The sequence below is a fragment of the Thermomonas sp. XSG genome (genome assembly GCF_014678725.1).
Lineage (GTDB): Bacteria > Pseudomonadota > Gammaproteobacteria > Xanthomonadales > Xanthomonadaceae > Thermomonas.
Window position 1 is genome coordinate 2,662,634 of record NZ_CP061497.1, and the last position, 13,834, is coordinate 2,676,467.

The 13,834-nt window shown below is 70.0% G+C and carries 8 protein-coding genes; 6 read left to right on the forward strand and 2 right to left on the reverse strand.

The window, feature by feature from the left end; all coding sequences use genetic code 11:
- Positions 1-25 precede the first annotated feature (25 nt).
- The 4 genes from ICG51_RS12530 to ICG51_RS12545 all read left to right on the forward strand — a co-directional run bounded on the left by ICG51_RS12530 (position 26) and on the right by ICG51_RS12545 (position 6,660).
- Complete coding sequence (locus tag ICG51_RS12530) at positions 26-1,459, forward strand: Wadjet anti-phage system protein JetA family protein (RefSeq protein ID WP_190280675.1); 1,434 nt, start codon at positions 26-28, stop codon at positions 1,457-1,459.
- The gene (locus tag ICG51_RS12535) at positions 1,456-2,094 is read left to right on the forward strand and encodes a DUF4194 domain-containing protein (RefSeq protein ID WP_190280676.1); all 639 of its coding nucleotides are present in this window, start codon (positions 1,456-1,458) and stop codon (positions 2,092-2,094) included. Before ICG51_RS12530 ends, ICG51_RS12535 begins: the two co-directional genes overlap by 4 nt.
- Entirely contained in the window at positions 2,081-5,512 is a 3,432-nt protein-coding gene (locus ICG51_RS12540) for an SbcC/MukB-like Walker B domain-containing protein (protein WP_190280677.1), read from the forward strand. Before ICG51_RS12535 ends, ICG51_RS12540 begins: the two co-directional genes overlap by 14 nt.
- A 101-nt stretch (positions 5,513-5,613) precedes the next feature.
- Complete coding sequence (locus ICG51_RS12545; protein WP_190280678.1) at positions 5,614-6,660, forward strand: LacI family DNA-binding transcriptional regulator; 1,047 nt, start codon at positions 5,614-5,616, stop codon at positions 6,658-6,660.
- A gap of 1 nt (position 6,661) precedes the next feature.
- Here the strand turns inward: ICG51_RS12545 and ICG51_RS12550 are convergent, their stop codons facing one another.
- Positions 6,662-8,362 (reverse strand): alpha-amylase family glycosyl hydrolase, encoded by a 1,701-nt coding sequence (locus tag ICG51_RS12550; RefSeq protein WP_190282475.1) that lies wholly within the window; start codon positions 8,360-8,362, stop codon positions 6,662-6,664.
- A gap of 17 nt (positions 8,363-8,379) precedes the next feature.
- Positions 8,380-9,867, reverse strand: a complete 1,488-nt coding sequence (locus ICG51_RS12555; RefSeq protein ID WP_190280679.1) for an MFS transporter — start codon at positions 9,865-9,867, stop codon at positions 8,380-8,382.
- 164 nt (positions 9,868-10,031) lie between these two features.
- Between ICG51_RS12555 and ICG51_RS12560 the strand changes: the two genes are divergently transcribed.
- Positions 10,032-11,642, forward strand: coding sequence for an alpha-glucosidase family protein (locus ICG51_RS12560; protein WP_190280680.1), 1,611 nt, complete (start codon positions 10,032-10,034; stop codon positions 11,640-11,642).
- Between the two features lie 63 nt (positions 11,643-11,705).
- Positions 11,706-13,742 (forward strand): glycoside hydrolase family 97 protein, encoded by a 2,037-nt coding sequence (locus ICG51_RS12565; RefSeq protein ID WP_223809619.1) that lies wholly within the window; start codon positions 11,706-11,708, stop codon positions 13,740-13,742.
- The last annotated feature ends 92 nt before the right edge of the window (positions 13,743-13,834 follow it).

Sequence of the window (13,834 nt, forward strand, 5' to 3'; positions counted from 1 at the left end):
ATGGAACGGGAGGGCGGTAGACACGATGCATGGAAGCGCGCCCCTGTTCGAGGTGGTCCCTGCCGGCATTTTCGGCCCGCTGGCATCGGCCAACCGGCAGCACCACTGGGTGCTGCTGTGCCGGCTGTACGAGGAATTCTTCGGGCCCGATGCGCCGCTGGCGCCGCCGGTGGGATTCCAGCGCCGCGAGATCACCGCCGCCATCGAGCGCTACCTGCTCAGCGACGATCCCTGGGAGGACGAGGACGCGCAGGCGCCCGATGCGCCGCTGAACGTGCGCGCCAACGCGATCCACGAGCGTTTCCGCGCGGCCGGCTGGCTGCGCCAGGAGCGAGTGGGCGCGCGCGAGATGGTCAGCATGCCGCCGCTGGTGGCGCAGTTCCTGGCTACGCTGGTGGAGTTCGCCGAGCACGGGCCGACCTTCGTGTCGGTGAAGGTCCGCTCGATCGAATGGCAGCTGCGCCAGGTGGTGGAGGGCCGGGCCGGCGGCGACGCGCTGGACGAAGCCGCCGACCAGGCGCGGCGGCTGCTGGTGTCGCTGAGTTCGATGAGCCTGAAGGTGCGCGACCTGATGCCCGAGCTGTCGCGCGCCGAGAGCACCGCGCAGTTCGCACGGCTGTGGTTCGAGCGCTACGTGTCCAGCTTCTTCGTCGGCGACTACGCCGAGCTGCACAAGGCCGACCACCCGCTGGCGCGGCGCGGCGCGATCCTCGGGATGGCGCGCGAGATCGAGACCGGCGACCGGCGCGCGGCGGTGCTGGGCTGGTACGCCGAGCACCTGACCTCGGGCGACGCCGGGCGGGCCGAGGCGCGATTGGCGCGCAGCCTGCGCCGGCTGCACGAGCTGGAACGCATCGACGAATATCTGGGCCGGCTGGACGAGGACATCCGTCAGGCCAATCGCCGCGCGCTGGCGTTCCTCGACTACCGCCTGCGCGCGCCGGCCAAGCTCGATGTGCTGCTTGCGCGCGCGATCCGCGGCGCACTGGCGGCGCCGGACGATGCGCTGCGGCTGCCGGTGGCGCCGGGTGCATTGATGGACGAGGAGCAGCTGCGCCCGCCGCGGCGCAAGCCCGCCGCCATCGCCCGCAGCGCCAATGCCGTGGCCCGGCCCACGACCGAGCAGCAGGCGCGGTTGGCGCTGCTGCGGCGGATCAAGCGCGCGCGGCTGGTGACGGCGGAAGACATGGCCCGCTACGTCGGCCGCCACTTGCCAGCGGACGGGCGGGTGGACTCCGCCGAGCTTGCCATCGACAGCATCGCCGACCTGCGCGCCTACCAGACCCTGCTCACCCTGGCCCTGCGCAGCCACCGCATCGGCGGCCTGCGCCGCGACGACCCGTTGACCCGGCTTGCCAAGGGCTTCCGGGTGGAGCTCGTCGACGCCGGCGAGCGCAACGACAACGGCTACCTGCGCGCCCCGCGCTTCGCCATCCACCGCATCCGAAAGACCGCATGAAACGCAGCTGGAACGTCCTCTCGCAACTCTCGAACGGCATCCACGCGGTGGCGGATTTCGAGAGCGCCGCCTATCGCCTGGTCACCGAGCAGGTGCTGTATGCCAGCGACCGCGGCACGCGCACCGCCTACCACCTGGTGGAGGACCATTTCGACGATTACGTGGCCGCGCTGGCGCCGCTGGGCATCCGGCTGGAGCGCAACGCGCATTACCGATACGTCGTCGCGCTGCCGGCGCACGCCGAGGGCGTGCCGGTGACGCTGGAGGAAACCCTGCTGCTGCTGGTGTTGCGCCAGCGCTACGACGCGGCGGCGCGGCAGGGCAACATCGAGGAACTGGGCGAGGTGGTGGTGGAGCTGCCCGAGCTGCAGGAGGCCTATCAGGCACTGATTGCGCGGCCGATGCCGGAAGTCGGCACGCTGCGCGCGCTGGCGCGCACGGTCAGGCGCTGGGGCGTGGCGCGGCTGGTGGACTCCGAACCGGACGACCCGCAGCCGTTCCACCTGCGCGTGCGCCCGGCCATCGTGGACATCGTCGGCGAAACCTGGCTGCAGCGGCTGGACCAGCACAACCGCGACGACGAGGCCGAAGACGCCGAAGTCGAGGCGATGGGGGACGACGATGCAGCTGCTTGAGCGCGTGCACCTGGTGCAGTTCTTCCTGTTCGAGGCGCAGACGCTCGAGCTGTCTCCCACCAGCGCCATCATCGCGCCCAACGGCGCCGGCAAGAGCGCGCTGCTGGACGCGCTGCAGATCGTGCTGCTGGGCGGCGACCGCTCGCGCATCCGCTTCAACGCCCAGGCCGGCGGCAGCGCCCGCGCCCGCTCGATCCGCGACTACTGCCTGGGCACCTGGCGCAGCGGCGAGGAAGGGCGCAAGCGGCGCACCGCCACCACCTACATCAGCCTGGTGTTCCGCGACCAGGACAGCGGCCTGCCTCTGACCGCCGGCATCGCGCTGGGGGCCAGCGCGGATGAGCCCGATCATCGCGTCTACGGCCAGTACATCGTGCCGGGTGTGGCGCTGACGCTGGACGACCACCTGGAGCGTGCCAACGGCCGCGAACTGCCGCTGGCCTGGGCCGGCTTCAAGGATCTGCTGGCAAGGCGCTGCCGCGAAGCGGGCAGCGGGCCGGGCCCGGAGCTGCATGCCGGCAGCGAGCGCTTCCTCAAGGATCTGCTGCTGCGCCTGCGCGCCTCGCCCGCCGGCCAACCCGACGTCAGCGCCTACCGCAAGGCGTTCCAGAACGCGCTGAACCTGCAGCGGGTGGAGGACGTGGACCTGTTCGTGCGCACGCTGGTGGCCGAGGACCGGCCGACCGACATCGCCCGTTTCCACGCGCTGCTGGATACCTTCCGCCAGCTCAAGGAGAAGATCGAACAGGTGGTGGCGCGGATCGCGGCGGCCGAGGGCGTGGACGCGCAGTACGAGAAGATCGCCCAGCAGGCCACCCGCGCCGCCAGCTGCCGCGCACTGGCCGCGGAATACGCGCGCGACCTGCTGTCGGAACAGGTGGAGCAGGCCGAGGCGGCTTGCGAAGCGGCCACCCGCCAGCTGGCCGACACCCGCCGCGCGCTGGGCGAAGCCAGCAGCGAACAGGCGGCCATCGAGGATGCACACGCGCAGGCGCAGGCGCGCCTGCAGGGCAGCGCAGGCTACGGCGAGCAGGCGCAGATCGACGAGCTGGCCGGGCGCGACCGCGGCGAGCTGGCGCGGCTCAAGCGCGAACTCACCCGCAGCGTCGGCATGGTGCGCGAGCAGTGGCAGGCGGCCGCCAGGCTCGAGCTTCCCGCGCTGGACGCGGCCGCGCTGGCGCAGGCGCAGGCGGCTTGGCAGCGTTGGTATGACGCGCTGGCGGCTTTGCCGGTCGATGCCGAACTGCCGTGGCAACCCCCCGCGCTGTTCGCCGAGGCGCACCAGGCGCTGGCCGCCGCGCAGCCGCTGATCGCCGCCGTCGACGGCCACGCCCGCGCCCTGCATGCTGGTGTGGACGAGGCGCAGGGCCGGCTGGCCGCGGCGCGGCAGAACCAGAAGCGCCTCGCCGCAGGCAAGGCGGAGCTGCATCCCGACGTGGTGCGGCTGATGCACTACCTGCAGGACGAAGGCATCTCCGCGCGCCCGGTCTGCGACTTGGTGCGGGTGCGCGATCCGGCCTGGCAGGGCGCCATCGAGGCCTATCTGCGCGGCAATGTCGAGGCGCTGCTGATCCCTGCCGCCGACGAGGAGCGCGCGGTGAAGTTGTATCGCGCGCTCAGCGGCGGGCGCAGCGTGTACGGCGTCAAGCTGGCGCTGTCCAGCGCGGCGCGGCGCGGAGGCGAGGACCCCAGGCCGGGCAGCGTTGCCGCCTTGCTGGAAGGCGACAACGTCGAGGCGCTGGCGTTCCTGCGCCGCACCCTCGGCGAACTGCGTTGCGTGGACAGCGAAGCGGAACTGGTCGCCAGCCGCCAGGGCCTGACCCGCGACGGCCTGCTGGCCAAGGGCGGCAGCATCGAGCGCCGGCGCCTGCCCGCGGCCGACGAGCTGAAGATCGGCGCCAGCGACAATCGCGCGCGCCTGCGCGTGCTGCGCGAGGACATCGACGCCGCCGAGCGCGAGCTGCGCGAGCTTGAACCGGCGCTGCGCCGCGCCGATGCCTGCCAGCGCGGCCTGGCACCGCTAGCCGATCCCGAAGCGCTGGCGCAGGCACTGCGCGATGCGGCGCTCGAACACCGTCAGGTGTTGCGCCGCTACCGCGACGCGCAGGAGGGCCGCGAGGCCGCGCAGAACCCCGACCTGTTGCGTGCGTCCGAGCAGCTGCGCGAGTTGGCCGACCTGCTGGCCGCCTGCCGCAGCCGGCGCGATGCGCTGCTGGGCAGGGTGGCGCTGGACGAGGGTGCGGAGACCGCCGCGCAACGCCTGCTGGACGGCCTGCGCGGCCAGGAAGACCTGGTCGCGCGGCGTGCGGTGGAAGCCTTCCGCGATGCCGACGTGGATCCCAACCGGGTCGAACGCCTGCGCGAGGAAATGGACGCCAAGTGGCCCGCGCTGGAAGAGCGCGGCGCGCGCTGCGAGGAGCGCGCGAGGGACAGCGACCGCCAGCTGGACAACCTCAAACCCGAGGCCTGGGGCACGCTGTCGCAGTACGCCAAGGACCACGGGCTGGCGCTGGCGCTGGCCCCCGGAGACTGGCGCGCAGCGCGCAGCCTTCTGGCGAAGGAACTGGCGCAGCTGCGCGAGTCCGAACTGGCCAACTACCAGCGCCAGGCCGACGAGGCCTACGCCACCGCCACCGAGACTTTCCGCAGCAACGTCGCTTCGGCGCTGTACGACAATTTCAGCAAGCTGAAATACCAGATCGGCACGCTCAACCGCACGCTGCGCGCCAGCCCCGCGTTTTCCAACAACGAGCGCTACCAGTTCCACTACGAGGTCGCGCCCGAATACCGCGAGTTGCACCGCTTCATCCAGCGGGTGGCCGACGTCGGGGGCGAAGACGGCCTGTTCGGCAGCGCGGGCGAAGTGCCGGCCGCGTTCCGCGAACTGATCGAGGACAACGCCGCGCAGCGCGGCGCTGCCTCGGCGCTGGACGACTACCGCCGCTTCTTCCGCTTCGAGGTGCAGATCCGCCAGGACGACAAGGTGATCGGCTCGCTGTCCGAGCGCATGCGCTCCGGCTCCGGCGGTGAACACCGCGCGCCGCTGTACGTGATTGCCGGCGCCGCGCTGGCCGCCGCCTACGGCAAGAGCACGGCGCATCCGGGCGGGCTGGGGCTGATCCTGCTGGACGAGTTCGGCGACAAGATCGATGCGCAGAACGCACGCGCCACCGTCGACTACCTGCGCTCATTGGGCCTCCAGTTGATCCTCGCTGCGCCCGACACCGCACAGGGCACGCTGTCCGGCGTGCTGGACAGCTACATCGAACTGTTCCGCGACGGCGACCTGCTGCAGGCCGAACGCATCGAAGTCGGCGAAGCGGCGCGGGCACTGCTGCTCTCCGACCAGTTCGACCTGCACCCGCAGCTGCTGGCCGAGGAGGCCGCGCGCATCGCCGCCGGCAAGGGCGAGGCGTGAGCGCGGCGGCTGCGTTGCGGACCGGAGCCTGATCTTTCGCCGCTGCCCCGGCCCGGGCCGAATCCGGGCCAGTCGCGCGCAGCCGTTGCTACACTCGGCCCATGACCGAAGCGCGCCGCTCCCGCAAGAAAACCCGGGTCACCTCGCTGGATATCGCCCACCGGGCCGGGGTGTCGCAGGCCACGGTGTCGCGGGTGCTGGCCGGAAGCCCGCTGGTCAACGCGGAGACGCGCCGGCGGGTGGAGCTGGCGGTGCGCGAGCTCAACTACAAGGTCGACCGCCACGCCTCCAGCCTGCGCACGCAGCGCGCCGGCACGCTGGCGCTGCTGCTGTTCGAGGACCCCACCCAGGACGATTCGCACATCAACCCGTTCTTCCTGTCGATGCTGGGTTCGATCACCCGCGCCTGCGCCCGCCACGGCCACGACCTGCTGGTGTCGTTCCAGCAGCTGTCCGACGACTGGCACGCCGACTACGAGGACAGCATGAAGGCCGACGGGCTGATCCTGCTGGGCTACGGCGATTACCTGGCCTACGAGAGCAAGCTCGCGCGGCTGGTGGAGCAGGGCACGCATTTCGTACGCTGGGGCCAGGTGCAGCCTGGCCAACCGGGCATTTCCATCGGCTGCGACAACCATGCTGGCGGGGTGTTGGCTGGCCGGCACCTGCTGGCGCAGGGACGGCGCAGGATCGCGTTCCTGGGCGATGCCTCCACCCGTTTCCCGGAGTTCTTCGCCCGCTACCAGGGCTGCGACGCGGCGCTGCGCGAGGCCGGTGCGGCGATGCTGCCGGAACTGCAGGTGGACGCCGATAGCACCGAACAGGCCGGCGCCGATGCCGCCAGTACGCTGCTGGCGCGCGGGCTGCCGTTCGACGCGGTGTTCGCCGCCAGCGACCTGATCGCGATCGGCGCGATGCATGCGCTCAAGCAGGCCGGGCTGCGCATTCCCGAGGACGTGGCGGTGGTGGGCTTCGACGGTACGTCGATGGCGCTGTATGCCAACCCGCCACTCACCACGGTGGTGCAGGACACTTCGAAAGCCGGCGAGTTGCTGGTGCAGGCGCTGTTGCAGCAGGTCCGCGAACAGCCGGCGCAGAGCGCGATGCTGCAGCCCACCCTCGTGGTGCGGGCGTCCAGCGGCGGCTGAATTATCGCGGCAGCCGCGCGCCCGCCATCGCCCCATCCAGTGCCGCCATCAGCGCCGGATCGGCGACCGGCGCATCCAGCAGGTAGACCTGCACACCATGCGCCGGCACGCTGGCTTCGAGTTTTCCGCCCGCGGCGACCTCGATCACCCCGCCATCCAGCGCCGACGTCCAGCGTCCCGCCTGCAGCATCGAATCGATGGTGAAGCGCGCCGTCGCATCGCCCTTGTTCAGCAGCACCAGTGCGATCTGCGCATTGCCAGCGTGCTGGTACACCCGGTAGAACGCCGCGCGCGTGCCCTGCAGCTCGACATTGACCTGCAGGCCACGCTGCAGTGCCGGCGAGGCTTCACGCACCCTGGCGATGCGCGCCAGCGCGGCGCGGATCGGGCTGGCCTTGGCCGCGGTGATGCCCTCCACGCCGAAGTAGTTGCGGTTGCCGCCGTGCTCGGGCCGGCCGCGCATGAAGCCCATCTCCGAGCCGTAATAGACCACCGGGATGCCGCGCGCGGTGAACAGCCAGTTGTGCGCGTCTATGAAGCCGGCATCGCTGGCGTCCATCCGCGGCATGTCGTGGTTGTCGTAGAAGGTGGCCAGATCGTAGGGGTTCGCATACGGCCCGCCGGTCAGGTGCAACGCCGGCGCCAGCCGTTCGAAGCCGGCCTGCTTGTGGCCGAAGGCCTCTTCCATCGCCTGCTTCATCGGGAAGTCCAGCACGCTGGTTTCGCCGTGGCCGGGCAGGGTGTGGCGGGCGATGGTGGCGGCGTTGTAATCGAAGGCTTCGCCGAACATGAAGAAGCCGGGATGTTTCGCGCGGATGCGACTGGTGAACTGCTGCCAGAACGCATCCGGCATCCACGCGATGGTGTCGATGCGGAAGGCGTCCGCGCCCTGTTCGATCCACTGCTCGTAGGCGCCCGCCAGATAGTCCAGCACCGCGGGGTTGCGTTCGTTGAGGTCCGCGAGCTGGGCAAGGTTGCCGCTGGCGTATTTCTCGCCATCCACCGGACCGGTCGTGTTGTAGAAGCGGTGCAGCGGGTTGTGTGCCGGGTCGAGCTGCTGCGGCGGCAGGTTCTGGTGGTCGGCGATCAGCTTGCCGTCACGGTCGTAGATCTTGCCGAAGCCGGGTTGGTCGCGCTCCATCCCCCACGCCGGCGAACCGTGGTTGCCCACGATGTCCAGCACCAGCTTCATGCCCTTGCCGTGCACCGCGTCGGCCAGCCCGCGGAAGTCCAGCCCGGCGCTGGGCAGGTGCTCGTCGAGCTGGTAGAAGTTCACGCCCCAGTAGCCGTGGTAGCCGGTCTTGCCCTTGTCGGCGAGGCTGCCGCCGCAGGTCGGCGCGGTGCCGCCGGTGAACGGCTCGTCGGGGTTGTCCACGACGGGGGTGATCCACACCGAGGTGAAACCCATCTCGCGGATGTAGCCGAGGTTGTCCGCCAGCCCGCGGAAGTCGCCGCCGAGGTAGCCGATGTTGCCGGCCACGCCGTTGCAGGGCGCCAGCGGGATGTCGAAGGTGCCCTGGTCGCGTTGGTCGTTGGCGGTGTCGCCGTTGACGAAGCGGTCGGTCACCACGAAGTACACCGCCTCGCGGGCGAACGGTTCCAGCGTGCCGTAGTAGTCGCTGGACTGGCGCGCGGAGGACGGCGCGGTGCTGGCGCAGCCGCTGGCCGCGGCGATCAGTGCGAGGGTGAGCAGGGTGCGGATCGGGCGCATGGCGGGCCTCAGGCGTGGGCGATGGGTTCGGGCACGCGCAGCACGCACAGCCCGGCGACGAGCATGCTGGCGCCACCCAGCACGAGGATCTTCGACGGCTCGTCGGCGAACACGTGCTTGAGGATGTAGCCCAGCGTGGCCACCGCCACCAGCTGCGGGATGACGATGAAGAAATTGAAGATGCCCATGTACACGCCCATCTTTGGGGCGGGCACGCTGTCGGACAGCAGCGCGTAAGGCAGCGACAGGATCGAGGCCCAGGCGATGCCGACCCCGGCCATCGACAGCAGCAGCCAGTTCTCGTCGGGCATGAACGGAATCGAGGCCAGCCCCAGCCCGCCCAGCGACACGTTGACCAGGTGGCTGCCGCGCAGGCCGAAGCGGCGCGCCATCCACGGGATCGCGATCGCCGCCAGCGCGGCGAAGCCGTTGTAGGCGGCGAACAGCACGCCCACCCAGTTGGCGCCGGTGTTGTATGCGGCCGAGGCGGTGTCGGTGCTGCCGTAATACACGCTGGTGACGGTGGCGGTGGTGTAGATCCACATCGCGAACAGCGCGAACCAGGAGAAGAACTGCACCACCGCCAGCCGGCGCATGGCAGTCGGCATTGCGTAGATGTCGTGCATGACGTGGGCAAAGCCGTTGTCGCGCCCCACTGTGTTCAGTGCCAGCAGGGCTACGCCGTAGGCGGCCAGCAGCGCGCCCAGCAGGTACAGCTCTCGCGGCAGGCCCTGCCAGGCCACGCCGGCAAGACCCAGCGCGCCCACCGCCAGCCACAGCAGGCCGAAGCGGGTAGCGCGCGGCCGGTCGAGCGGCGCGCGATCCAGCGGCGGCGCCTGGTCGAAGGCGTGCAGCGCTTCCGGCGGATATTCGCGGGTGCGCAACACCGTCCACGCGATCGCGCCCAGCAGCACGCCTGCGCCTGCATAGAAGGCATAACGCACGGTGTCCGGCACTTCGCCGGGCCCGGCGGTATTGGCCACGCCCCATTTCTCCAGTATCCACGGCAGCAGGCTGGCCACTACCGAGCCGATGCCGATGAAGAAGCTCTGCATCGCATAGCCCTTGGCGCGCTGCGATACCGGCAGCTGGTCGCCGACGAAGGCGCGGAAGGGTTCCATCGACACGTTGATGGACGCATCCAGCACCCACAGCAGCCCGGCGGCGATCCACAGTGTCGGCGAGTCGGGCATGAACAGCAGTGCCAGCGAGGCGAGCAGGGCGCCGGCGAGGAAGTACGGCCGGCGCCGGCCCAGCCCGGTCCAGGTGCGATCGGACAGGTAGCCGATCACCGGTTGCACCAGCAGGCCGGTCAGCGGCGCGGCGATCCACAGGCCCGGCAGCGAATCCATCTCCGCACCCAGGGTCTGGAAGATGCGGCTGACGTTGGCGTTCTGCAGGGCGAAGCCGAACTGGATACCCAGAAAACCGAAGCACATGTTCCAGATCTGCCAGAACGACAGCTGCGGTTTGGCGGTGGTGCCGGTGATGTGCATGCGGTCCCCTGTGCGCGCGATGGCCAGCCGATACGGGCGGCGGGGTAGATATACCGCACCGCTTCCACCGGCCCGTGCATGTAAACGTATTCACGCGCCGCCGGTGTCGCAGCCGCGGTGGTGCGCGGCATAGTCCGCGCTTGTCGCAGGGGCGTGGAGCGGGAATGGCTGGACAGAACTGGTGGCGCGGCGCGGTGATCTACCAGATCTACCCGCGCAGCTTCCTCGACACCGATGGCGACGGCGTGGGCGACCTGCCGGGCATCCTGGCGCGCCTGGACTACATCGCCTCGTTGGGCGTGGACGCGATCTGGATCTCGCCGTTCTTCACCTCGCCGATGGCCGATTTCGGCTACGACATCGCCGACTTCCGCGGCGTCGATCCGCTGTTCGGCACGCTGGCCGATTTCGACCGCGTGCTGGAAAAGGCGCACGCGCTTGGCCTGAAGGTGATGATCGACCAGGTGCTCAGCCACTGCTCGGTCGATCACCCCTGGTTCCAGGAGAGCCGGCAGGACCGCGACAACGCGAAGGCCGACTGGTTCGTCTGGGCCGACGCCAGGCCCGATGGCACCCCGCCCAACAACTGGCTTTCGATCTTCGGCGGGGTGGCATGGACGTGGGAGCCGCGCCGCGGCCAGTACTACCTGCACAACTTCCTGTCGTCGCAACCCCAGCTCAACTTCCACAACCGTGAAGTGCGCGCGGCGCAACTGGATAACCTGAAGTTCTGGCTGGACCGGGGCGTCGACGGGTTCCGCCTCGACTCCATCAATTTTCCTTTCCACGACGCGCAGCTGCGCGACAACCCGCCCAAGCCCGCGCACCTGCGCACGGGGCGTGGCTTCAGCGCCGACAACCCCTACGCATTCCAGTACCACCTGCACAACAACACCCAGCCGGAAAACCTGGGCCTGCTGGAGGAAGTGCGCGCGCTGCTGGACCGCTATCCCGACGCCGGCGCGCTGGGCGAGATTTCCTCCGAGGATTCGCTGGCCACCACCGCCGAGTACTGCACGCCGCAGCGGCTGCACATGGGCTACAGCTTCGAGCTGCTGACCACCGATTGCAGCCCGGCCTACATCCGCGCCACGGTGGAAGCGCTGGAAGCGAAGATAACCGAGGGCTGGCCCTGCTGGGCCATCTCCAACCACGACGTGCAGCGCGCGGTGACGCGCTGGGGCGGTGGCGACGATGCGGCGATGGCCAGGCAATTGCTGGCGCTGGTGTGCTCGCTGCGCGGCTCGGTCTGTCTGTACCAGGGCGAGGAGCTGGGCCTGCCCGAAGCCGAGGTGCCGTTCGAGGCGCTGCAGGATCCCTACGGAAAGGCGTTCTGGCCCAACTTCAAGGGCCGCGACGGTTGCCGCACGCCGATGCCATGGACCGGCGCGGACGACGCCGGCTTCAGCAGCGCCGTGCCGTGGCTGCCGGTGCCGCCGTCGCACCGCGCCCTGAGCGTGGAGGCGCAGGAGCGCGATCCGGCCTCGGTGCTGCACGCCGCGCGCGCCTTCCTGCGCTGGCGCAGGCAGCAGCCGGCATTGGTGCAGGGCACGATCCGCTTCCTAGATGCGCCGGCGCAGGTGCTGGCAGTGGTGCGTGAACACGCCGGGCAGCGGCTGCTGCTGGCGTTCAACCTGTCCGCACAGGCCTGTGACTGGACGCTGCCGGCGCCGGCCACCCTGCTGGATGTGCCGGGCTTGCCAACACCCGCCGTGGAGGCCGATGTGCTGCGGCTGCCGCCGCGCGGCGTGGCCTGCGCGGTGCTGGCGGACTGACCGGAGGAGCGGATCATGCAGGGGAAGACGATGGGTATCCCGATGCGCGTTTCGCTGCTGGCGATGGCGCTGGTACTGGCGGTGCCGGGCGTGGCGCTTGCCGAACAGGTGGCGCAGGTGAAGTCGCCGGATGGCCGCATCGCGGTGCAGCTGGATCTCAACGGCGAAGGCCGGTTGGCCTACCGCGTGCTGCGCGACGGCAAGCCGGTGATCCGGGACTCGCGGCTGGGCTTCATCTTCCGCAACGGCCGCCAGCTGCTGCGCAACCTGGCGTTGGAAAAACAGGCGCAGCGCAGCGCCGACAGTACCTGGGAGCAGCCCTGGGGCGAGCGCCGCTACGTGCGCGACCACTTCAACGAACTGCGCGCCGGCTTCGTCGAGAAGGACGGCGACCATCGCCGCTTCGACATGGTGTTCCGCGTGTTCGACGACGGCATCGGCTTCCGCTACGACGTGCCGGCGCAGCCAGCGCTGCGCGAGGCGCAGATCGTGCAGGAACTGACCGAGTTCGCCGTCGCCCGTCCGGCCACCGCGTGGTGGATTCCGGCGCTGGAATGGAACCGCGAGGAATACCTCTACCACCGCACGCCGCTTTCCGAGGTGGCGGTGGTGCAGACGCCGATCACCCTGCGCACCGAAGATGGCCTGCACCTGAGCATCCACGAAGCGGCGCTGGTCGACTATGCCGGCATGAACCTGATGCGCGGCGGCGACGGCGAGTTGCGCGCGCTGCTGACGCCCGGCAGCCCGGCGCCGGTGGTGCGCAGGACGCCGTTCGCCACCCCGTGGCGCACGATCACGATCAGCGAGCGCGCCGGCGGGCTGGTCGAATCCAACCTGGTCCTCAACCTCAACGAGCCCAACGCGCTGGGCGACGTGGGCTGGTTCAAGCCGTCGAAATACGTCGGCGTCTGGTGGTCGCTGCACTTGGATACCGAAAGCTGGGCGACTGGCCCGAAGCACGGCGCAACAACGGAACACACCAAGCGCTACATCGACTTCGCCGCCGCCAACGGTTTCCGCGGCGTGCTGGTGGAAGGCTGGAACGTGGGCTGGGACGGTGACTGGTTCGCCAACGGCTGGGGCTTCGATTTCAGCAAACCCACCCCGGACTACGACCTTGCCGCACTGTCGAGGTACGCCGGCGGAAAAGGCGTGCACTTGATCGGCCACCACGAAACCGCCTGTGCGGTCAGCCACTACGAGCGGCAGATGGATGCCGCGTTCGCGAAGTTCGCAGCGCTGGGCATCGACGCGGTCAAGACCGGCTATGTCTGCGATGCCGGCCAGATCGAGCGCCAGGACGCAGCCGGCGCGCCGGTGCTGCGCGAATGGCATGAGGGCCAGTGGATGAGCAACCACCACCTGCGGGTGGTGCGCGACGCGGCCAGGCACCACGTGGCGATCAATGCCCACGAGCCGATCAAGGACACCGGCCTGCGCCGCACGTATCCCAACTGGATCTCGCGCGAAGGCGCACGCGGGATGGAGTTCAACGCCTGGGGCAATCCGCCCAATCCGCCGGAGCACGAGGTCACGCTGGTATTCACCCGCCTGCTGGCCGGGCCGATGGACTACACCCCGGGCGTGCTCAGCCTCACCGGCCGCAACGGGCAGGAAATCCAGAGCACGCTGGCGCGCCAGCTGGCCCTCTACGTCGGCATCTACAGCCCGATCCAGATGGTGGCGGACCTGCCGGAGCATTACGCCGCGCATCCCGAAGCGTTCCGCTTCATCAGGGATGTCGCGGTGGACTGGGACGAGTCGAAGGTGCTGGCCGGCGAGGTGGGCGAGTACGTGGCGATCGCGCGCAAGGCGCGCGGCGCGCCGGAGTGGTTCATCGGTGCGCTGAACGACCGCAGCCCGCGCACGCTGGCGCTGGCGCTGGACTTCCTCGAACCCGGCAAGCGTTACCGCGCGGAGATCTACCGCGACGGCGAGGGTGCTGGGTTCACCGGCGATGCCCGCTTCCGCTTCGTCCGCGAGGAAAAAACCGTGACCCGCGGCGACGTGCTGCCGCTGTGGCTGGCCGGCGGTGGCGGCGCGGCGGTGCACTTGCTGCCGGTTGCGCCGGAAGCGGTTTCCGCGGCGTCGCCCTGAGCCTTGCGCGGACGCTTCGGCGGGCGCCATTGGTTTTTTGCTGCAGGCCAGCATTGGTGCGGGTTGCAGGGCATCTGGCCGCCGCCGCAATG